The following is a 20,317-nucleotide window of genomic DNA, read 5'->3' as shown; positions in this document are numbered from 1 at the left end:
TCTTAGAACAGGTCTGCGTCGAGTGCCATCAGGTTGGCCGAGCCGGAACGCGCCTGGCGGATCAGGGTTGCCGTTTCTGGCTGCAGGCGTGCAAAGTAGAAGCGCGCGGTGGCCAGCTTGGCGGTGTAGAACTTGTCGCCGGACGATTCTTTTTCCAGGGCGATCTTGGCCATCTGCGCAAACAGGTAGCTGTAGATCAGGTGGCCGACCACACGCAGGTAAGGCACGCAGGCTGCGCCTACTTCGTCGGCGTTCTGGAACGCCTTCATGCCGATTTCCATGGTCAGCTTGGTGACCTTGTCGCCCAGGTCGCCCAGCGGCGTGACAAATTCGCTCATCGCTTCGTCGGTGCCGTTGTCTTCCACAAACGCCTTGATCTTCTCGCCGAACTTGCGCAGCTTGGCGCCGTTGTCGCCCAAAATCTTGCGACCCAGCAGATCAAGCGACTGGATGGTGTTGGTGCCTTCGTAAATCATGTTGATGCGCGCATCGCGCACATACTGTTCCATGCCCCATTCGGCGATATAGCCGTGGCCGCCGAACACTTGCATCGCGTCCGAGGTGGCGATCCAGGCGTTGTCGGTAATAAAGGCCTTGATGACGGGCGTCAGCAGCGCCACTTCGTCAGCTGCTTCCTTGCGTACGTCGGCGTCAGGGTGGTGCAGTTCGCGGTCGATCTGCAACGCCACGTAGGACGTGAAAGCGCGCGCGCCTTCGGCGTAGGCCTTGCCGGTCAACAGCATGCGGCGCACGTCCGGGTGCACGATAATGCGGTCGGCCGGCAGTTCCGGATTCTTGATGCCGGTCAGCGAACGCATTTGCGTGCGGTCCTTGGCGTAGATCAGCGCGTTCTGGAACGCGATCTCGGTCAGGCCCAGCGACTGCATGCCCACGCCCAGGCGGGCCGCGTTCATGAACACGAACATGGCGTTCAGGCCCTTGTTCGGCTGGCCGATGATCCAGCCTTTTGCGCCGTCCAGATTCATCTGACAGGTCGAATTGCCGTGGATGCCCATTTTTTCTTCGATCGCGCCGCAGGTGATCGGGTTGCGCTCGCCAACCGTGCCGTCTTCTTTCGGCAGGAACTTCGGCACCAGGAACAGCGAAATGCCTTTCGAGCCTTCCGGTGCATCCGGTACGCGCGCCAGCACCAGGTGCAGGATGTTTTCAGCCATGTCGTGTTCGCCGGCCGAAATAAAGATCTTGTTGCCGGTGATCAGCCACGAACCGTCGTCCTGCGGCAGCGCTTTCGAGCGCAGCAGGCCCAGGTCGGTGCCGCAATGCGGTTCGGTCAAACACATGGTGCCGGTCCACTCGCCCGATACCAGTTTTGGCAGGTAGACCTGCTTCTGGTGCTCGGTGCCGTGTTCTTTCAGGCACTCGTAGGCGCCATGCGACAGGCCCGGGTACATCGACCAGGCCTGGTTCGACGAGTTCAGCATCTCGTAGAAGGAATTGTTCAGCACTACCGGCAGGCCCTGGCCGCCGTATTCGGGATCGCAGGCCAGCGCTGCCCAGCCGCCGTCAACGTACTGCTTGTAGGCTTCCTTGAAGCCTTTCGGGGTGGTCACGGTATGGGTCGCGGCGTCGTGCTTGCAGCCTTCGCGGTCGCCCGAGTGGTTCAGCGGGAACAGCACTTCGGAGGTGAATTTGGCGCCCTCTTCCAGTACCTGGTTGATGATGTCGGCGTCGACATCGGCGTAGTCCGGCATGGCCTTGAGTTCTTCTCCGACGTTCAGGAACTCGTGCAGCACGAATTGCATATCCCGGATTGGCGCGACGTATTGACCCATAATGTATCTCCTGAAAACGTTAGCTGAAGTGTTGTGCTGTATTGGAATTGCTGCGCGTTATTGCGGATGATTCTGGTAGGACTCGATCAGGCGCGCAAATGCCACCTGCGCCCGCTCGATGCTGCCTGGCACGTGCAGGAAGCGCGCGTCGTGGTGCAAGGCCAGGATCAGGCCGTACATCTCGTAGACCATTTGCTGCGCGTCGGTGCCCGTCTTGAGGTCGCCGCAGTCGATCGACTGCTGCACGCTGCGCAGCAGGGCGCCCCGCCATGCCTGCACCATCGCCACCAGTTCTTCGCGGATCGGACCCGGACGGTCGTCGTACTCGACCGCGCCGCTGATATAGATGCAGCCCGAGGCGATTTCCACGCTGACGCGCTTGATCCAGCGGGCAAACATCGATTCGAGCCGCGCAATGCCGCGCGGCTCTTTCATGGCCGGAAAAAAGACTTCCTGTTCAAAACGATAGTGATAGAGCTTCAACACTTCCATCTGCAAGTCTTCGCGCGAACCGAAATGGGCAAACACGCCCGACTTGCTCATATTCATTTTGTCTGCCAGCAAGCCTATCGTCAGGCCTTCCAGGCCGTCGCGGCTGGACAGATCCAGCGCCACGTCGAGAATGGCTGCGCGGGTCAGTTCACCCTTGCGCATGAATTTGACTGAAGTATTCAAGAGGTCCATTCCATATTGATAAAGCCGATCTGCGGATCATCGAGGCAAAAAAAAGCACGCCTTGAAAAAATCCGAACGCTCGTACTATTATCCACTGTGACTTAAAAGTCAAACGGGAACTTTAGAGTTGCTCTTCTATTGATGCACTGCAGCAGACAGCCGGCCTCAGGAATGGTCGCCGGCCTTGCTCAATTGACGGCGGTCGCGCTTGGTCGGCCGCCCCTTGATGGTGCTGCCCGGTTCGCGGAACAGCTTGCGTTCTTCCGCCGTCTGCTCGCGCCGTGCAATGCTGGCCTGCGTTTCCGCGTACAGCAGGCGCGCCACCGGGGCCGCGCCGCGCTTGTCGGACAGGCCCAGTACGCCGACCTCCCAGCTGTCGGAACCGTTGTCGATCAGCAGCTTGTCGCCCACGCGCAAGTTGCGCGCCGGCTTGACGTGTTCGCCGCCCAGTTTCACCTTGCCGGTCTCGACCGCCTCGCTGGCCAGCGTGCGCGTCTTGAAAAAGCGCGCCGCCCACAGCCATTTGTCCAGGCGCATGGCGTTCATGTCGCCAGCCTGATTGCTTGTTTCTTTACTCATGCATACCTGCCTACGGAAAAAATGCGCATTACCAGCCGGTACATCCAGAACGCCACGCCGTAGCCGAAGCGGCGCACGCGGCCGATATGCTTGAAGTCGTCCTGGTGGATCACCGTGCCGTCGGCAATGCCCTGTTCGATATGCTTGCGCAAGGCATGCGCAAACGCCGCATCCTTGATCACCACATTGGCTTCCTGGTTCAGGAACAGGCTCAGGGCATCGATATTGCTCGAGCCCACCGTGGCCCAGTCGTCATCAACCACCGCCACCTTGGCGTGCAGCTGGGTCTTGCGGTATTCGACGATCTTGACGCCGGCATCGAGCAGCTTGGGATAAAAGGAATGCGCCACCGCATCCTGCAGATGAAACTCGCCCACGCCGATCAGCAGCACTACGTCCACGCCGCGCTGGGCGGCATTGCGCAAGGCGCGGCGCAGCTTGTGACCGGGCGCAAAATACGGGTTGGCCAGCAGCACGCTGTGCCTGGCCTGGCCCAGCGCCTGCAGATAGGCGCGCTGGATGGTGCGGCGGTTGCGCAGGTTGTCGCGCACCACGAAGCCGGCCACCACAGGGTTCTTTGCCAGTTCCTTGCTCACGCCGCGCATCTTGTTGTACAGCTTGATGCGCCGCACCAGGTTCATCTTGCCCAGGCGCGCCCACTGCGCCTGCGCTTCGGTATGGATCGCCTCGACCAGCGGCCCCCTGACCTGCACCGCAAAATCCCAGCGCGGTGCGGCCAAGCTGATGTTGTGGTCGTAGTCGCAGAACATGTCGTCGTTGATATTGATGCCGCCCACCAGCGCCACCTCGCTGTCGACCACGCAGATCTTGCGGTGGGTACGGGCAATGCCGCCCAGGAACCAGGGATTGAAGACGCGGTGATGCACGCCGGCCGCTTCGAGCTGCGCATGCATGGCGTTGATGCGGCGCCGTCCCGTGCCGAACCAGTCGGTAATCATGCAGACCAGCACGCCGCGCTGCGCCGCGCGCATCAACGCCTCGATCACCAGGGTGCCGGTCGCGTCGTCGGCAAAGATATAGGTCTCGAAATAGACTTCGCGCCGGGCGCCGTCGATCGCGCCGATCAGCGCCGGAAAATAATCGGTACCGCAATGTAGCAGCTGGACGTCGTTATGGGCGATGTAGTTGACTGAGCGCATGCAGGCAGTCTACGCCAGTTTCAGGGCCGCGACGATAGGCGCATGGTCGGACAGTTTTGCCCATAATGAACCATGCATCACCTGCGCGCCTTCCACCTGAAAACCGCGCACGTAGATGCGGTCCAGCCGGAACCACGGCAAGGCAGCCGGGAAAGTACGCGCCGGTACCGGCGCCGGAGGGCGGCTCTGGCGGCGCGCCAGCGTGCGCACCAGGTCGCCCAGCGCCGAGTTCGACGCGCGCTGATCGAATACCTCCACCACGCCCAGCGCATTGCGCAATTTGTCGCTGAGGGTATTGCGCCAGTCGTTGAAGTCGCCGGCAATAATCACCGGCTCGCCATTGGGCGCCGATTCCAGCACGGCGTCGATCAGCGCCTGCGTCTGGCGCCCGCGCCCGGCTTCAAAAAGGCCCAAGTGCACCACATAGCAATGCACATCGGCCTTGGGCGTCTTGAGCACGCAATGCAGGATGCCGCGCTGCTCGTAAGCATGGTCGGACACATCGTGGTTGATTTGCGAGCTGATCGGATAACGGCTGAGCAGGGCGTTGCCATGGTGGCCATGGTCATACACGGCATTCATGCCATAGGCGCTATGGTGTTCGGCGCCGGCAAAAAATTCGTGCTGCGAAGTTTCCGGCCAATGCTTGTGGCCATGGCTTTCGGCGCCGAAGCGGGCCGCCTTGTGGTCATGCTTGCCCTGCACTTCCTGCAGGAACACCACATCGGCATCAAACAGGGCAATCGCCTGCTTGAGCGCATGCACACGCGGCAGGCCTCGTACCGAAGACACGCCCTTATGAATATTATAAGTTGCTACGCGGATTTTCATGCGTCGATTCTACTCCGAGACGCCACGATACTGCAGCAAGCAAACGTGCGCGTGCGCACGTCCGGCAAGATTTCAGGAGGTCAGCACCAGGAACCAGCTTTGCGCCGCACTGACTGCGCCAACGACCGCACCAACGATCCACAGCACCCTGACCACCATGGGCGCGCTATGCCAAGAAAAAGCGCCGCGGCCGCCGGCAAAAAAGCGAGGATGGAGCAGACAGCCCAGCATCAGCAGCGGAAGGCCAAGTTGCGGCACTCTCGTATGCGCCTGTTGCGCAAAGAGAACCGAGTACAGCGACATGCAGACAAATGACAGGAACACCAGACTGATCAGGCGTTGCATGGTGGACAGTTGTGACCAGTTCAGCATAAAAACACTTTCAAAAACAGGTTCAGGCCAGCATGCGCCCGACGCCAGCCGTGACGCTCACCAGCAGTGCCGTAATGCCGCCAGCCCAGACGATCTTGACCAGCAACGGCGCACCGCGCCAGGCCACCGTGCGCTTGCCCTTGATAAAGGCGCCAGGGTGCAGCAGCCAGCCGATGGCCATCAGCCACAGGCCGATCGGCGGCGTGCGATCAGGCGGCGTAAAGCGGAATAGCGCCAGGATTACGCACAGGCACAGCGCGATGCCCAGCACGCTGATCAGCTTTTGCTGCAGCGTCAGATTGGTCCAGTTCAACATGGGTGCTTTCTACAAAAAAGTAAACGCAGGCAGTTGCAGTATCGCTTCCGCGTTGGAAGCGGAAAAACATTTGTCGGCGGCAGCCAGGTGCGGCAGCCACGCATATTGCAAATGCTCGCGCGGGCTAAGCGTAATGATAGTGTCGCGCGGCACCTGCACGCTGAAGACATGCTCGGTATTGCGCGTCACGCCCGGCGCATAACGGTGGCGCCAGACAGGGTAAATCTCGTAGACGTTCGACAAGTTCCAGTCGCGCAGCGCGATCTGGCGGCCGTCGGCAACGATGCCGGTTTCTTCAAACAGTTCGCGCGCAGCGGCCTGGTCCAACGGTTCGTCCAGTGCATCGACCGAACCGGTCACCGACTGCCAGAACCCTGGCTGGCCGGCGCGCTCCATCACCAGCACCTCGAGTTCGGGGGTATGGATCACGACCAGGACGGAAACGGGGATTTTGTGTGTCATGGCGTAAAGGGAACAGACGGTCATGCCGCGTAGGTCGGATTAGCCGGAACGGCGTAATCCGACAACATCCGATAAGCGAGCAATGTATCGTATTACCACCCCTCCGCGGGCAGATTAGCGCGCAAGCGCGTAATCCGACAACACCTGAGGCCAACAATGTTGTCGGATTACGGCCCCTCCGGAGCCTGCGCGGCCCGACCTAATCCGACCTACGTCGTTATTAACCAGCGACCTTCGGCTCTGGATTGCGCAGGCGGATATGCAGCTCGCGCAGTTGCTTCTCGTCGACTTCCGACGGTGCGTGGGTCAGCAGGTCTTGCGCGCGCTGGGTTTTCGGGAAGGCGATCACGTCGCGGATCGATTCGGAACCGGTCATCATGGTCACGATACGATCCAGGCCGAATGCCAGGCCGCCATGCGGTGGCGCGCCGTATTGCAGGGCGTCGAGCAGGAAGCCGAACTTCAGTTGGGCTTCTTCGGCATCGATCTTCAGTGCGCGGAACACTTTCGACTGCACTTCCTCGCGGTGGATACGGATCGAGCCGCCGCCCAGTTCCCAGCCGTTCAGCACCATGTCGTAGGCCTTGGCGATGCAGGCGCCCGGATTGGTTTCCAGCATATCTTCATGGCCGTCTTTCGGCGCCGTGAACGGATGGTGGGTCGCGGTCCAGCGGTCGGCTTCTTCGTCGTGTTCGAACATCGGGAAGTCCACCACCCACAATGGCTTCCACACGTCGTCAAACAGGCCGCTCTTCTTGCCAAATTCGCTGTGGCCGATCTTCACGCGCAGCGCGCCGATGGCGTCGTTGACGACCTTGGCCTTGTCGGCGCCGAAGAAGATCAGGTCGCCGTCTTGCGCCTTGGTCAGTTCGATGATCTGTGCCAGCGCTGCATCGTGCAGGTTCTTCACGATCGGCGACTGCAGGCCGTCACGGCCCTTGGCTTTTTCATTGACCTTGATGTAGGCCAGGCCCTTGGCGCCATAGATACCGACAAATTGCGTGTAGGCGTCGATTTCCGAACGTGGCATGGCGCCGCCGCCTGGCACCAGGAGGCCCACCACACGGCCGTTGGCCATGTTGGCGGCACCCGAGAAGACCTTGAAGTCGACGTCTTTCATCACGTCGGTCAGGTCGGTAAAGGCCAGCTTGACGCGCATGTCCGGCTTGTCCGAACCGTACAGACCCATCGCTTCGGCGTAGTCCATCACCGGGAACGGGTTAGGCAGGTCGATATCGAGCGTGTTCTTGAACACCACGCGGATCATGTCTTCGAACAGATCGCGGATTTCCTGTTCGGTCAGGAACGACGTTTCGCAGTCGATCTGGGTAAATTCAGGCTGACGGTCAGCGCGCAGGTCTTCGTCGCGGAAGCACTTAGTGATCTGGTAGTAGCGGTCGAAGTTGGCCACCATCAGCAGCTGCTTGAACAGCTGTGGCGATTGCGGCAGGGCGAAGAAGTTACCGGCGTTCACACGCGATGGCACCAGGTAGTCGCGCGCGCCTTCCGGGGTCGACTTGGTCAGCATCGGCGTTTCGATATCGATAAAGCCCAGGTTGTCGAGGTACTTGCGCACTTCCATCGTCACCTTGTAACGCAGGCGCAGGTTGTTCTGCATTTGCGGACGGCGCAGGTCCAGCACGCGATGAGTCAGGCGGGTGGTTTCCGACAGGTTGTCGTCGTCGAGCTGGAACGGTACCGGCACCGAGGCGTTCAGCACTTCCAGTTCCGAGCACACCACTTCGATCTTGCCCGATTTCAGGTTGTTGTTGACCGTGCCTTCGATACGGTTGGTCACCACGCCAGTCACGCGCAGGCAGAATTCATTGCGCACTGCCTCGGCAACCTTGAACATCTCGGCTTGCTCCGGATTGCAGACGATCTGCACCAGGCCTTCGCGGTCGCGCAGGTCGATGAAAATCAGGCTGCCGTGGTCACGGCGGCGATGCACCCAGCCGCACAGGCTGACGGTTTGACCAAGCATGGCTTCGGTGACGAGGCCGCAGTATTGAGTACGCATTGACATAAATTTCTCAGTCCAGGTTAGTTTTGAATGTTCGATCCGGCGGCCGCCCGGCTTGCTGCCCGGGCGCCTGCCTTTATTGTTTGGCGGCCGATACCGGAGCCAGGTCAGGGGCTACTACTGCGACAACTTCCGCCGGCGCCACCACGCCCATCGAGACGATGTATTTGAGCGCGGCATCGACGCTCATGTCGAGCTCGACGACATCGCTGCGCTTCATCATCAGGAAAAAGCCTGACGTGGGATTGGGCGTGGTTGGCACGTACACGCTGACATAGTCGCCCACCAGATGATTGGCCACATCGCCGCCGGGCACGCCGGTCAGGAAAGCGATGGTCCATGAATTCTGGTGTGGATACGGGATCAGCACGGCCTTGCGAAAAGCGTTGCCCGACGATGAAAACAGCGTATCGGACACCTGCTTGACGCTGGAATACAGGGAATTGACGATCGGTATACGCTGCAACAGCTTTTCCCACATGCGCACCACGTAGTTGCCGACCAGATTGTTGGTCAGCAAGCCCGTCAGGAACACGATCACGATGGTCAGTATCGTGCCCAGGCCAGGCAGGTCGAAGCCGAACAGCGAATCGGGACGGAAACGTTTAGGCACCAGCAACAGCGACTGGTCCAGCGTGCCGATCACCAGATTGAGTACCCACAGCGTAATGGCCAGGGGTACGAGTATCAACAGTCCGGTAATAAAGTATTTACGCATCGGTGTCTCGGTAAGGGAAAAAGCTGCGGCTTGCGCCGCATGGCGTCAGTCCGCCTTCGGTGCTGCAGGCGCTGGCGCAGCAGCAGCTGGCGCCGCCGGTGCGCTGTCGGCAGCGGCCGGCTTGGCGCTGTCGACCGGCCCGGTCGGCAAGGCCGTGGTCGGCGCCGTGCCGCCGCGGAAATCGGTGGCGTACCAGCCGGTACCCTTCAACTGGAAACCGGCAGCGGTCAATTGTTTCTTGAAACTGGGCTTGCCACACGACAGGCAAACCGTCAGCACTGGATCAGAGAGCTTTTGCAAGACATCTTTGGCAAAACCACACTCTGTACAGCGGTAAGCGTAAATCGGCATCACAACTCCGCAAAAATCATCAAAAACCCTGAATTATAAAGCTTTTCCGCCGCGCTAACGAAAATTGACCGGGCCACCTCAGGCGGTACGGCGGCGCCATTGCATCCAGCGCTCGCGGCCGGCAAATACGGCGATCGAATCGTCGACGGCTTCATCAGCCACGCAATCGAAATGCGGCGCCAGCAAGGCCACCAGCTGTTCACGCGCGATGCCGAACGGTGGGCCCTTGGCGTTGTCGTCAAAAAAGAAGTAGCCGGCCAGCATGGCGCCAGCAGGCAGCAGCTGCGCCCAGCGCGCGGCCACCTGCGGCCACATAGTGCGCGGCATGGCGCACAAGAATGCACGCTCATAGATCAGGTCGAGCGGCGCGCCCGGCTGGTAGCTGAAAAAATCGGCCAGCACCACATGGGCGGACCGCTCGCCCAGCACCGCCTGCGCACTGGCCACGGCACCCGGGGAAAAGTCGATGGCGGTGGCGTCCCACTGATGCGCCAGCATATGCACCAGCTCGTAGGCCGAGCCACAGCCGGGAATCAGGCAATGCAGCGGCGCCGGGCTGTTTTCCACAAACGCGCGCACCCGGGCCGGCACGCCGCCCTGGTCCCACGGCGTGAACTGGCGCTCGAAGCGCTCGTCCCAGAACGCTGGCGACAGCGGATCGCGTATCGTGAATGGCGCGCCGGAGTCAGTCATCACTTCCCTTTCAAGGCGCTAAAACGGCAGCGGATGCCAGCGCATAAACAGCTGCAGGCCCAGTGCACCGACAGCAAAGGCGCCGACAAAATAGACGATAAAACTGAGCAGGCGATTGGTCTGCTGCTGCTCGGCCAGCAGGGTTTTCATGATCTCCACCTCGTTCTCGCGCGGCTCGCCAGCCACCGTCAGGGCCTGGTGCAGCAGGCGCGGCAGTTGCGGGAAGATATGCGCGTAGCGCGGCGCCTCGGCGCGCAGGCGCTCGACAAAGCCCTGCACGCCGACCTGATCCTTCATCCATTTTTCCAGGTAGGGCTTGGCGGTTTTCCACAGATCCAGTTCCGGATCGAGCTGGCGACCCAGGCCTTCGATATTGAGCAGCGTCTTTTGCAGCAGCACCAGTTGCGGCTGCACTTCCACATTGAAGCGGCGCGAGGTCTGGAACAGGCGCAGCAGCACCTGGCCAAACGAGATGTCTTTCAGCGGACGGTCGAAGATCGGCTCACAGCAGGCGCGCACGGCCGCTTCCAGTTCATCGACGCGCGTTTCCTTGGGCGCCCAGCCCGACTCGATATGCGCCTCGGCCACGCGCTTGTAGTCGCGGCGGAAAAAGGCCAGGAAGTTTTGCGACAGGTAATCCTTGTCGTAGTCGTTCAGCGTCCCAACGATGCCGAAATCAAGCGCGATATAGCGGCCGAACGATTCGGGCTCGATCGACACCAGGATATTGCCCGGATGCATATCGGCGTGGAAAAAGCCGTCGCGAAACACCTGCGTAAAGAAAATCTCGACGCCATCGGTGGACAGCTTGCGCAGGTCCACGCCGGCCTCGACCAGGCGCTCGGTCTGCGACACCGGAATGCCGTTCATGCGCTCCATGACGATCACATTGCTGGAGCAATAATCCCAGTACATCTCCGGCACCAGCAGCAGGTTCGACTCGGCAAAGTTGCGACGCAGCTGGCTGGCGTTGGCCGCCTCGCGCATCAGGTCGAGTTCGTCATGCAGATATTTGTCGAATTCGCCCACCACCTCGCGCGGTTTTAAGCGCTTGCTGTCGGCCCACAGGCGGCTGGTCCAGTCGGCGGCGATATGCATCAGCGCCACGTCTTCGTCGATCAGCTTTTTCATGCCAGGACGCAAGACCTTGACGGCCACCTGCTTGCCATTGCGCAAGGTGGCAAAATGCACCTGGGCAATCGAGGCGGACGCCACCGGTACGCGGTCGAACTGCGCGAACAGCACGTCGGGCGGCGCGCCCAGCGAACGCGTGATCTGCGCCACGGCCAGGTCCGAGTCAAACGGCGGCACGCGGTCCTGCAGACGCGCCAGCTCATCGGCGATATCGGGCGGCATCAGGTCGCGCCGGGTCGACAGTACCTGGCCAAACTTGACAAAGATCGGCCCCAGCTCTTCGAGCGCCAGGCGCAGGCGCAAGCCACGCGGCGAAGACAGGTCGCGCCAGAAAATGACCGTATCGATCAGCTTGGCCGTGCGCGGAACCTGCAAGCCAGAAATTGCTATCTCATCAAGACCATACTTGACAGCAACCCGGATGATTTTTAACAGGCGCAAAAATTTCAGAATCATGTAGGAACATCCGATGATGGTGGTGAAGGCTGGCGGGCGGCAAGCGCCTTTTCCAGCCTGGCAAGACGTTTATCGAGGCGCTCGACATCATCGCGCACGCGCGTGACGCCGGCCGAATACTCGGCCAGGTTGGTGGGGCGGATCAGCAGCGGCTGCTCGTCGAGAAAATATTCAGCGACGTTTTCAGCCAGTTTCTGCTGGCCGGCCTGCACGGCGGCCACCGCCGACCGGGCGCCGGTCACCAGGCGCGTGGCCAGAATGGGCGCCAAGGCAGACCCGAGAACAGGGCCAAACAGCTTTTCCAGGTCGTGCTCGGCATCCCAGCGCACGCTCTTGCCCACTTGCGACAGCGTATTGGCCAACTCGGCGTCACCCTCGATCTTGACGTAGGAAAAAGCACGCTCGCGGTTTTTCGCCATCAGCGGCAAGTCGGACAATTTGACGCGGATGGTGACGCTGGCCGGCGCGTCGGCCGGCGCCGTTGCCAGCAGGCCGGTGCTGTCGATGCGCAGGCGCAGCGCCAGCGCACCGGTATCGATCACGGCCAGCTTGCCGGCATGGCGCGCCAGTTGCTGGCGCGCCCACGGCTCCTGCGCCAGCAGGTGGTTGAGAGTGGCCACTATCGGCGCCATTGGGGTCAGATCAGAAAGTGGTGCCATCATATACTTGCGCGCCGCGCGCGCCCTTAAAAAGAAAAAACCGCCCGTCATGCAACGGGCGGCTTCGATCTTACCAGTTCGGCAGCAGGTTTCGCCGACGCTTGGCGAATAAAGCAGGTGCTTAAGCTGCCATTCAGCAAGCAATTCCGATTTTTAATTCAGTTGTTGAATACCTGCCAACACCCAGCCGCTATTGCCGCTGACCGGCTTGGCCATATTCCACACCTCGGCAAACGGCTCGGCCGCGGCATTCGGCGCCGAACGGATCAGGCCGCTGAACTTGACGCTGGCCAGGTAATCGTTGTCGCTCGTTTCAATGCCCAGCAGTTCGGCATCGATGGTGACCACATCGGTAAAGTCCGGCTGCGCACCGCGCTCCTGGATCTGCATGCGCAGTTCGGCATACACTTCCGGCGAGGTAAATTCGCGGATATCGTTGGTATCGGCCTTGTCCCAGGCCGCCTGCAGGCGAATGAAGTTGCTTTTCGCATGACGCAGGAACGCATCCTTGTCAAAGTCGGCCGGCACGCCCCATGGCGCAGCAGCTGCCGGTTTATCGAGCGCCACGCCCGACGAAACTGGTTGCAGCGGCGGCAGCGGTGGAATGCGCGAGCCGATCTCTGGCGTATTGCCAGCGCCAGCAGGCATAGGCTGGTTGCCGCCAAAACCGGCAAACGGCGCATTGCCGCTGCTGTTCGCGCCAGCGTCACGCTTGCTGCGCACCATGCGGTAGATAAAGAAGATCACGCCGCCGATCAGCAGGATCATTAACAGCGAGCTGATCATGCTGGCCAGGGCGCCGCCCAGGCCAAAATGCGACAGCAGTGCGCCCAGGCCAAGGCCCAGCAGGGCGCCGCCCAGGATGCCTTTCCAGCGGCTAGGCGGCTTGGCCGCAGCGGCCGGTGCCGGCGCCGGAGTTGGCTGGGCCTGGCGTGGCGCAGCAGCCGGTGCAGGCGTCGGAGCCGGCGCAGGCGCCTGGCGACCCACGTTTTGCGACTGGCGGCCAAACGAGCGGCCACCGCCCATCGGACGGGCCAACGCTTCGCCCAGCACCGACAAGGTGGTTGCGGCCAGCATCACGCCAACCAGGAATTTTTTCACTTTCATGCCATCTCCTAAAATAACCGGCAAGGTTGGACAACCTTACATTTTGATGCCGGTATGCAATGCGGCTATGCCAGCCGTCAAATTGTAGTACTGCACCCGTTCCAGGCCCGCTGTTTCCATCATGGTCTTCAGCGTTTCCTGGTCAGGGTGCATGCGAATCGATTCAGCCAGGTAACGATAACTTTCCGCGTCGCCGGCAATTTTCTGGCCGAACCATGGCAATACGGAAAACGAATACAGGTCGTACGGCTTTTGCAGCGGTGCGGCCACCTTGGAAAACTCCAGCACCAGCAGCTTGCCACCTGGTTTGAGAACGCGGCGCATTTCGGCCAGCGCCACATCCTTGTGCGTCATGTTGCGCAGGCCAAAGGCCACGCTGACGCGGTCAAAATAATTGTCAGGGAACGGCAGCTTTTCCGCATCACACAACATGGTGGGGGTCAGCAGGCCACGGTTCAAGAGACGGTCGCGACCCACGCGCAGCATCGACTCGTTGATATCGGTCAGCCACACTTCACCGGTCGGGCCTGCCTGCTTGGCAAATGCCTTGGACAGGTCACCGGTGCCGCCGGCAATATCGAGCACCTTGAAGCCCGGGCGCACGCCGGCATTGGCAATCGTAAAAGTTTTCCACAAGCGGTGCAGACCGCCCGACATCAAGTCGTTCATTACGTCATATTTGGCGGCGACGGAATGGAACACCTTGGCGACTTCGCGCACTTTGTCTTCTTCTGCGACGGTTTTGTATCCGAAATGAGTGGTATTGGTCATGGTAGGCAGCCCTGTTGATTTGCCTGCATTATACAAGCGGCCAGCTCTTTGCCGCGTACATGTACTGAGCTGGAGTCAAGACTATCGTAATTGACTTAAAGCAAACTTAGCCCAAGCTTAATTCTCCGCCGCCGGCCAGTACCGCCAATGCACGCCTGCGATGCTGCGCGCCGGAGACGCCGGCGAGTCGGGCGCCAGCCAGGCCGACATATCGCGCTGGCGCAGGGCCTGCTCGAGAAAAGCCGTCACCACATGCTGGTTGATATTGTTAATGCGTGCGCTATCCCATACCGGCTCGGCGTAGGCGGAAAAGTCGATCGGATTGGCGTGGCTGGCCGGCGGCGGCGGATTCGGGGCGATATTGTGGCGTGCCAGCTGGTAACCGAGCAGATAGCGTGGCGCATGCACGACCTGCTGCGCCAGCCTCAGCACACCATCGGCATAGCCGGCGATCTGATCGTCTTCGCCGGCGACAAACAGCAGCGGCACGCGCAGCTGCGCCAGGCCGGCGTCCTGCCACAGGCCGCGCGAGCCACCCCACGGCGCAAACGCCACCACCGCCCGGATGCGCGTGTCTAGCGTGCGCGCCGCGCCATGCAGCAGCGATGCAAACGGTGCAGTGTCCGTCACACCCAAGGGCTTGAGTGCAGGCGCTTCAATGCCGGCGCCGGCCGCCACCAGCGCGCCATAGCCGCCCATTGAATAGCCGACCAGCGCGGTATGGCCGGCATCGACCATGCCGGACAAGAAATGACCGCTGCCCGGCCGGGCCCAAGCCGCCACGGTATCGAGCACGTACTGGTCGTCAAACGGGCGATTGAGCAAGGTGCTGGCAAAGCCGGCGCGGTCCAGCCGCGTCGACTCCATATGGTCGATGGCCACCACCACATAGCCTTTGGACGCCAGGTTTTCAGTCAGGTAGCTCATCTGCAGACGCGAGCCCGGATAGCCATGCGAGACGATCACCAGCGGATACGGCTTGCCCGGCAACGGCGCCGCATCGCGCGCGGCGCGCCCGGCAAACGTAAACGGCGTATTGGGGCGTGCCGGATTGTTGGCGCCGGCACCCAGCACATCGGTGTACTGCACCGCCTCGCGCTGACCTGGCGCCAGTTGCGCCGGATACCAGAGCTCCAGCGTCAGGGTGCGGTCATAACGCGGCGCACGGTTGCTCTCGCTGGCGCGCAATATATCGAACTGGTCGCGATGCACGATGCGCTCGGTGCGCACGCCCACCTTGAACGCCCCGCGCGCGGCCAGTTCGGGCGCATCGGGCCGGGCGTCGCCGATCACCCATTCGGCGCAAGCCGGCAAGGCCGCACTGGCCATGGACACGGCCAGCATGACTGTCAATGCCAGCTTACGCATGCGCCCTCCCCGGCCTGGCCAGCCCCAGATGATCGCGCAAGGTGCTGCCCGCGTAAGCGGTGCGAAACAGGCCGCGCCGCTGCAGTTCGGGCACCACGCCTTGCAGGAAATCGTCGAGGCCACCGGGCAGGTGCGGCGACATGAAGTTGAAGCCGTCGGCGGCGCCTTCTTCAAACCACTGCTGCATCTGGTCGGCTACTGTTTGCGCGGTACCGATCACGGTAAAGTGGCCGCGTCCGCCGGCAATGCGCTGGTACAGCTGGCGGATGGTCAGGTTCTCGCCTTGCGCCAGAGCGGTCAGCAATTGCTGGCGGCTGCGCTGGCCGTCATTGGTCAGCGGCAGCTCGGGCAAGGGGCCGTCGAGATCGTAGCCGGACAAATCGAAGTTGCCGATCATGCGCCCCAGCAGCGCCAGCCCCACATCGGGCTGTATCAGTTCCTGCAGCAGGCCGAATTTATCCTGCGCTTCGGCTTCGCTGCTGCCCACCACGGCAAACAGGCCCGGCATGATTTTAAGCTGGTCGGGATGGCGTCCGGCTGCCGCCACGCGCTGCTTGAGATCGCGGTAAAACGCCTGCGCTGAAGCGAGTACCGGATGGGCGGTAAATACCACGTCGGCCGTGGCGGCGGCCAGGTCGCGGCCCGCTTCGGAACTGCCTGCCTGCACCACCACCGGATGCCCCTGTTCGCTGCGCGCCACATTGAGCGGGCCGGCTACCGAAAAGTGCTCGCCACGGTGATCAAGCCGGCGCACGCTGCCGGGCCGGTACAGTTGCGCGCCGGCCTTGTCGTTGACGGCGGCATCATCGTCCCAGCCATTCCACAGGCCGGTGACCACGTCATAAAATTCGCGCGCCCGCGCATAGCGTTCGGCATGGCCCACATGCGCGTCGCGGCCGAAGTTGTGCGCCTCGATGGCGTTGTCGGAGGTCACCAGATTCCACCCTGCCCGGCCCTGCGAAATGGCGTCGAGCGAAGCGAACTTGCGCGCCACGTGATACGGCTCATTGTAGGTGGTGGTGGCGGTGCCGATCAGGCCGATGCGCTCGGTCACCGCCGCCAGCGCAGACAGTAGCGTCAGTGGTTCCAGCGCCGGCACGCCATTGGTCAGCGCCACGCTGTCGGCAAAAAACACCGCATCGAGACAGGCGCGTTCGGCCGCCAGCACCTGGCGCTTGAAGACCTGGAACACATTGCCTTCCAGATCGGTATCGGGATGGCGCCAGGCTGCGACATGGTGGCCGTGGCGCATCAGGAAAGCGCCGATGCTCAGCTGGCGTGGTGGTGTACGGCTCATGCTTAAAACTCCTTGCGGGCGGTAATGCCGAAGTAGCGGCTGTCGTCGCGCGGCACGCCGCGCGTGACGTAGCCGGTCGAAGTCACCAAGTTGGTGGCATACGATTTGTTGGCCAGGTTCTTGGCCACCAGCGCCACGCGCCAGCCGCCCTCGGAAGACGACAGCGTCACGCCCGCATTGACCAGACCATAAGCGCCCTGGATCGCGTCAGGCGACTGGAACAGATCGTACTGGGTACGGCTCTGGACACTGTAGTCGGCCGACAGATCGAGCAGCAGACCGTTGTCGAGCGGCAGGCCGTAACTGGCGCGCACAAAGCTTTTCCACTTGGGCGAAAACGGCAGCGTCTTGCCATTGAGATTGCACGAGGCAGCCGCTGCCGCGGGGCAGTTGAACTGGTCGATTTTTGCATCGGTATAAGCGAGCGCCGCGTTCAGGCTCAAACGCTGGGTGGGCCGTGCCGTAACGTCAAGCTCAAGCCCGCGCGTGGAGACTTCGCCGGCATTGATCAGGCGCGTGACGACGGCGCCGGCCACGGTGTCATAGAAGTTGGCCTGGTAATCCTTGTATGCCGTATGGAAGGCGGCCAGATTGACCGTCAGGCGGCGCTCGAGCCAGCTCGATTTCACCCCCAGTTCAAACGCGTCCGAGGTTTCCGGTTTCAGCGCCAGCGTGTCGCGCGCCAGCATATTGAAAAACACATTGTAGGCCGGGCCCTTGTAGCCGCGCGAATAGGTGGCGTAGGTGTTGATGCCTGGCGCCAGGTCGTATTGCAGGCCCAGGCGGCCCGAGTAGCCGTCCTTGTCGGTTTCGCCGGCGCTTTGCGTGGCCGGCTGCACGCCGGGAAAGGCCGCCGCCTGAGTCGAGGTGCGCACATGGTCGTAAGACAGCTCGTCGCGGTTCCAGCGCGCACCGACAATGCCGCGCAGGAGCGGCGTGAAATTGAGCGTCGCTTCGCCAAACACGGCGTAGCTGTCATTCTTGACACCATAATCGGCGCGCCCGCTGTTGACGGCATTGGTCGTCACGATGCGCTGATACACCTCGCGGTCCTTGCCATGAAGGTAATAGGCACCCGCCACATAGTCGACAAAGCCGTCCTTGGGCGAAGCCACGCGCAGCTCCTGCGAGAGCTGTGAAAACGCCACCGTGCCAATATCGCGCGTGGCCGGATAGGCGGCGGTGATGCGCGATGCCTCCGCGCTGTTGCCAATCGCCGAGGTGCTGGTGTACTGCTGGTTGTCCCAGTCGCGCGCGGCTGAAATCGAGGTCAGCGTGTAGCCGTTGAAACGCCAGTCCACCTGCGCCGAGAGGCCGCGGTTGGTATCGCGAATATCGCTGGCCAGATCGGCGTTGATGCTGCGGTTGCCGGGGCTGGCCAGCACCGGCGCGATAGCCTGCGAGAACGCGGCGCTGGTCGATTTGTAGGCGGTAAAGCTGGGCGAACCGGTGCTGCGCAGATAGTCGGCGATCAGCGTGATATCGAGATCGTCGCGCGGCGTGATATCGATGCGCGCGCGCAGCCCTTTGCGCTCGTAGCCGTTGACTTTACCGCCGCCAGCATGCAGGTTGCTGACGTTGCCGTCGTAATCGGCATACAGCGCATTGAGAGAAGCTGCAACCACGTTCGGCACCAGCGCACCGGAAACGCCGGCGCGCACGCGCTTTTCATTGCCTTCGTAATAGCCGCCGTCGACAAACCCGGCCAGTTGCTGGCCAGGCTTGCGGCTGACCACATTCAATACGCCCGACGAGGCGTTCTTGCCGAACAGCGTGCCTTGCGGGCCGCGCAGCACTTCCACCCGGTCGATATCGAGCAGGTCCAGCGTGGCCTGGCCTGGACGCGCCAGTACCACGCCGTCGATCACGGTCGATACCGTCGGCTCGACGCCGGGCGAGGTCGAGATGGTGCCGATGCCGCGCACGAACAGCGTGGAGTCCTTGTTGCCGCCCTGCTGGCGAAACGTGGCGCTGGGGATTTCCTGCACGATCGACTCGATGCTGTTGCGGTTGGCCTGTTCCAGGCGCTCGCCGTCGAGCACCGTGATGGCCAGCGGTACGGTCTGCAGGCTGGCGTTGCGGCGCGTGGCGCTGACGGTCACGCTGGCCACTTCGCTGCCGGCCTGCGCCACGCCAATTGCCGCTTCACCGGCATTGTCCGCACCGGCCGCCGCCAGCGTGTCGGCATGGGTGCCGCCGGCCAGCAGCACGCTGCTCAATAACAAACCTTGTCCCAAAGCCGCCTGGCGGGCGGCGCGCTTGCTGTTCAATCGCTGCATGTTTTACCCCTGTTGTATGTGCTGCCTCTGCGCTGGCGCCTTATGCAAAAAATGGCGCGGCGACGTCATGGAATCAACTTTGACCTGCCCGGCAACTCTGCTAGACTTTTCATGGTACCGGTACCGTCTGAAGTGTCTTTGATGGCCGGATTGAAGTCAAAGAATTAAAAAACTCTTGGATATGTCTTTTGGGAATAAGCGCATGACAGAAGAAAAAGCAGCACCGCGCAAGCGGCGCGGTTCCGGTCGCGCCACCATCCACGATGTGGCGCGCCTGGCGCAGGTCGGCTCGATCACGGTGTCGCGCTACCTGAAGCAGCCGTCGCAAGTTTCAGGCGAGCTCGGCGCGCGTATCGCGCAGGCGGTCAAAGAGCTGCACTATGTACCCAACCTGGTGGCCGGCGGCCTGGCCTCGACCCACAGCCGGGTGGTCGGCATGGTGATCCCGAATATCTCGGGACCGATCTTTGCCAACACCATCGAAAGCTTCAGCGACACCCTGAGCGCGCACGGCTACCAACTGCTGCTGGCGTCGAGCTATTTCTCACAGGAGCAGGAAGAAAACGCGGTGCGCGCCTTTCTCGGCTGGTCGCCCGCTGCGCTGGTGGTCACCGGCCCGTTTCACAGCAAGGCCACCGAAACGATGCTGACGCAGGCGCAGATACCGGTGGTGGAAACCTGGGATTACCGGCCGCGCCGCAAACCGATACAGGTCGGCTTTTCCAATCTGGACGTGGGCCAGCAGCAGGCGCGCTATCTGCTGGACCAGGGCTACCGGCGCATCGCCTTTGTGCAAAACAGCGTGCCTGGCGACCTGAGCGCACTGGACCGGCGCGATGGCTATCTGGAAGCAATGGCAGAAGCCGGCCTGCAGCCATGGACCTTTGTTCCCACCGAGCCGGCGCCGTTCGATGCCGGGCGCCAGGCGTTCGAGGCGCTGGCCCTGCGCAAGCGTGGGCGCGCCGAGGCGATCATCTTTGCCAACGACAACCTGGCGGCCGGCGCCCTGCTGGCCGGTCAGCGCGCCGGCGTGCCCATCCCGCAACAATGCGCACTGATGGGCTTTGGCGACTACGCGATCTCACCCTTGCTGCTGCCCAGTTTGACCACCATCCGCCCGCCTGCGCGCGCCATCGGCGAAATTGCCGCCCTGCGCATTCTGGAAGCGCTGGGCGTGGTGGCCAGCGACACACCGCCAGCAAAGGCGCGCCTGAACCGGCTTGCCTGCGACGTTATTGCGCGCGAAAGCGCCTGAATCCCCTGAAAGGAAATC

The 20,317-nt window shown here is 61.9% G+C and carries 20 protein-coding genes; 1 reads left to right on the top strand and 19 read right to left on the bottom strand.

Features of this window, described 5'->3' with window-relative positions; genetic code table 11:
• Positions 1-2: 2 nt before the first annotated feature.
• From GCM43_RS15430 to GCM43_RS15340, 19 genes are all read right to left on the bottom strand, one after another.
• Positions 3-1,793, bottom strand: a complete 1,791-nt coding sequence (locus GCM43_RS15430) for an acyl-CoA dehydrogenase C-terminal domain-containing protein (RefSeq protein WP_152245796.1) — start codon at positions 1,791-1,793, stop codon at positions 3-5.
• A 57-nt stretch (positions 1,794-1,850) separates the two neighbouring features.
• Positions 1,851-2,447, bottom strand: a complete 597-nt coding sequence (locus GCM43_RS15425; RefSeq protein ID WP_152246030.1) for a TetR/AcrR family transcriptional regulator — start codon at positions 2,445-2,447, stop codon at positions 1,851-1,853.
• A gap of 186 nt (positions 2,448-2,633) precedes the next feature.
• Positions 2,634-3,047 (bottom strand): RNA-binding S4 domain-containing protein, encoded by a 414-nt coding sequence (locus tag GCM43_RS15420; RefSeq protein ID WP_226929503.1) that lies wholly within the window; start codon positions 3,045-3,047, stop codon positions 2,634-2,636.
• Entirely contained in the window at positions 3,044-4,207 is a 1,164-nt protein-coding gene (clsB, locus tag GCM43_RS15415) for a cardiolipin synthase ClsB (protein WP_152245794.1), read from the bottom strand. Before clsB ends, GCM43_RS15420 begins: the two co-directional genes overlap by 4 nt.
• 9 nt (positions 4,208-4,216) lie before the next feature.
• On the bottom strand, positions 4,217-5,038 hold the full coding sequence (locus tag GCM43_RS15410; protein ID WP_152245792.1) for an endonuclease/exonuclease/phosphatase family protein: 822 nt from the start codon (positions 5,036-5,038) through the stop codon (positions 4,217-4,219).
• A gap of 72 nt (positions 5,039-5,110) precedes the next feature.
• Complete coding sequence (locus GCM43_RS15405) at positions 5,111-5,410, bottom strand: hypothetical protein (protein WP_152245790.1); 300 nt, start codon at positions 5,408-5,410, stop codon at positions 5,111-5,113.
• Between the two features lie 22 nt (positions 5,411-5,432).
• Entirely contained in the window at positions 5,433-5,726 is a 294-nt protein-coding gene (locus GCM43_RS15400; protein ID WP_152245788.1) for a hypothetical protein, read from the bottom strand.
• Positions 5,727-5,735: 9 nt separating this feature from the next.
• Positions 5,736-6,188, bottom strand: a complete 453-nt coding sequence (gene nudB, locus GCM43_RS15395; RefSeq protein ID WP_152245786.1) for a dihydroneopterin triphosphate diphosphatase — start codon at positions 6,186-6,188, stop codon at positions 5,736-5,738.
• Positions 6,189-6,408: 220 nt separating this feature from the next.
• The gene (gene aspS / locus GCM43_RS15390; RefSeq protein ID WP_152246026.1) at positions 6,409-8,208 is read right to left on the bottom strand and encodes an aspartate--tRNA ligase; all 1,800 of its coding nucleotides are present in this window, start codon (positions 8,206-8,208) and stop codon (positions 6,409-6,411) included.
• Positions 8,209-8,287: 79 nt separating this feature from the next.
• A complete protein-coding gene (locus tag GCM43_RS15385; RefSeq protein WP_152245784.1) occupies positions 8,288-8,929 on the bottom strand; it encodes a DUF502 domain-containing protein in 642 nt (213 codons plus the stop codon).
• A 45-nt stretch (positions 8,930-8,974) separates the two neighbouring features.
• Positions 8,975-9,280, bottom strand: a complete 306-nt coding sequence (locus tag GCM43_RS15380) for an FmdB family zinc ribbon protein (protein ID WP_152245782.1) — start codon at positions 9,278-9,280, stop codon at positions 8,975-8,977.
• Between the two features lie 78 nt (positions 9,281-9,358).
• On the bottom strand, positions 9,359-9,973 hold the full coding sequence (locus GCM43_RS15375; protein WP_152245780.1) for a methyltransferase: 615 nt from the start codon (positions 9,971-9,973) through the stop codon (positions 9,359-9,361).
• 18 nt (positions 9,974-9,991) lie between these two features.
• Positions 9,992-11,563 (bottom strand): ubiquinone biosynthesis regulatory protein kinase UbiB, encoded by a 1,572-nt coding sequence (gene ubiB / locus GCM43_RS15370; protein WP_152245778.1) that lies wholly within the window; start codon positions 11,561-11,563, stop codon positions 9,992-9,994.
• The gene (locus GCM43_RS15365; RefSeq protein ID WP_152246024.1) at positions 11,560-12,195 is read right to left on the bottom strand and encodes a ubiquinone biosynthesis accessory factor UbiJ; all 636 of its coding nucleotides are present in this window, start codon (positions 12,193-12,195) and stop codon (positions 11,560-11,562) included. Before GCM43_RS15365 ends, ubiB begins: the two co-directional genes overlap by 4 nt.
• 180 nt (positions 12,196-12,375) lie before the next feature.
• A complete protein-coding gene (locus tag GCM43_RS15360) occupies positions 12,376-13,329 on the bottom strand; it encodes a Tim44 domain-containing protein (protein ID WP_152245776.1) in 954 nt (317 codons plus the stop codon).
• 36 nt (positions 13,330-13,365) lie between these two features.
• On the bottom strand, positions 13,366-14,100 hold the full coding sequence (gene ubiE / locus GCM43_RS15355; RefSeq protein ID WP_065310081.1) for a bifunctional demethylmenaquinone methyltransferase/2-methoxy-6-polyprenyl-1,4-benzoquinol methylase UbiE: 735 nt from the start codon (positions 14,098-14,100) through the stop codon (positions 13,366-13,368).
• 117 nt (positions 14,101-14,217) lie between these two features.
• Complete coding sequence (locus tag GCM43_RS15350) at positions 14,218-15,468, bottom strand: alpha/beta hydrolase family protein (protein ID WP_152245774.1); 1,251 nt, start codon at positions 15,466-15,468, stop codon at positions 14,218-14,220.
• Positions 15,461-16,765 (bottom strand): LLM class flavin-dependent oxidoreductase, encoded by a 1,305-nt coding sequence (locus GCM43_RS15345; protein ID WP_152245772.1) that lies wholly within the window; start codon positions 16,763-16,765, stop codon positions 15,461-15,463. The genes GCM43_RS15350 and GCM43_RS15345 overlap by 8 nt, the downstream gene beginning before the upstream one ends.
• A 2-nt stretch (positions 16,766-16,767) precedes the next feature.
• Positions 16,768-19,044: a TonB-dependent receptor gene (locus tag GCM43_RS15340; protein WP_152245770.1), complete on the bottom strand. Its 2,277-nt coding sequence runs from the start codon at positions 19,042-19,044 to the stop codon at positions 16,768-16,770.
• Positions 19,045-19,246: 202 nt separating this feature from the next.
• Between GCM43_RS15340 and GCM43_RS15335 the strand changes: the two genes are divergently transcribed.
• Positions 19,247-20,299 carry a LacI family DNA-binding transcriptional regulator gene (locus GCM43_RS15335; protein ID WP_152245768.1) on the top strand — a complete coding sequence of 351 codons (1,053 nt, stop codon included), beginning with the start codon at positions 19,247-19,249 and terminating at the stop codon, positions 20,297-20,299.
• Positions 20,300-20,317: the final 18 nt, after the last annotated feature.

Origin of the sequence: Janthinobacterium aquaticum, assembly GCF_009208565.1 — a bacterium.
Classification (GTDB): Bacteria; Pseudomonadota; Gammaproteobacteria; order Burkholderiales; family Burkholderiaceae_D; genus Janthinobacterium.
This window is presented reverse-complemented; position numbering and strand designations above follow the sequence as displayed.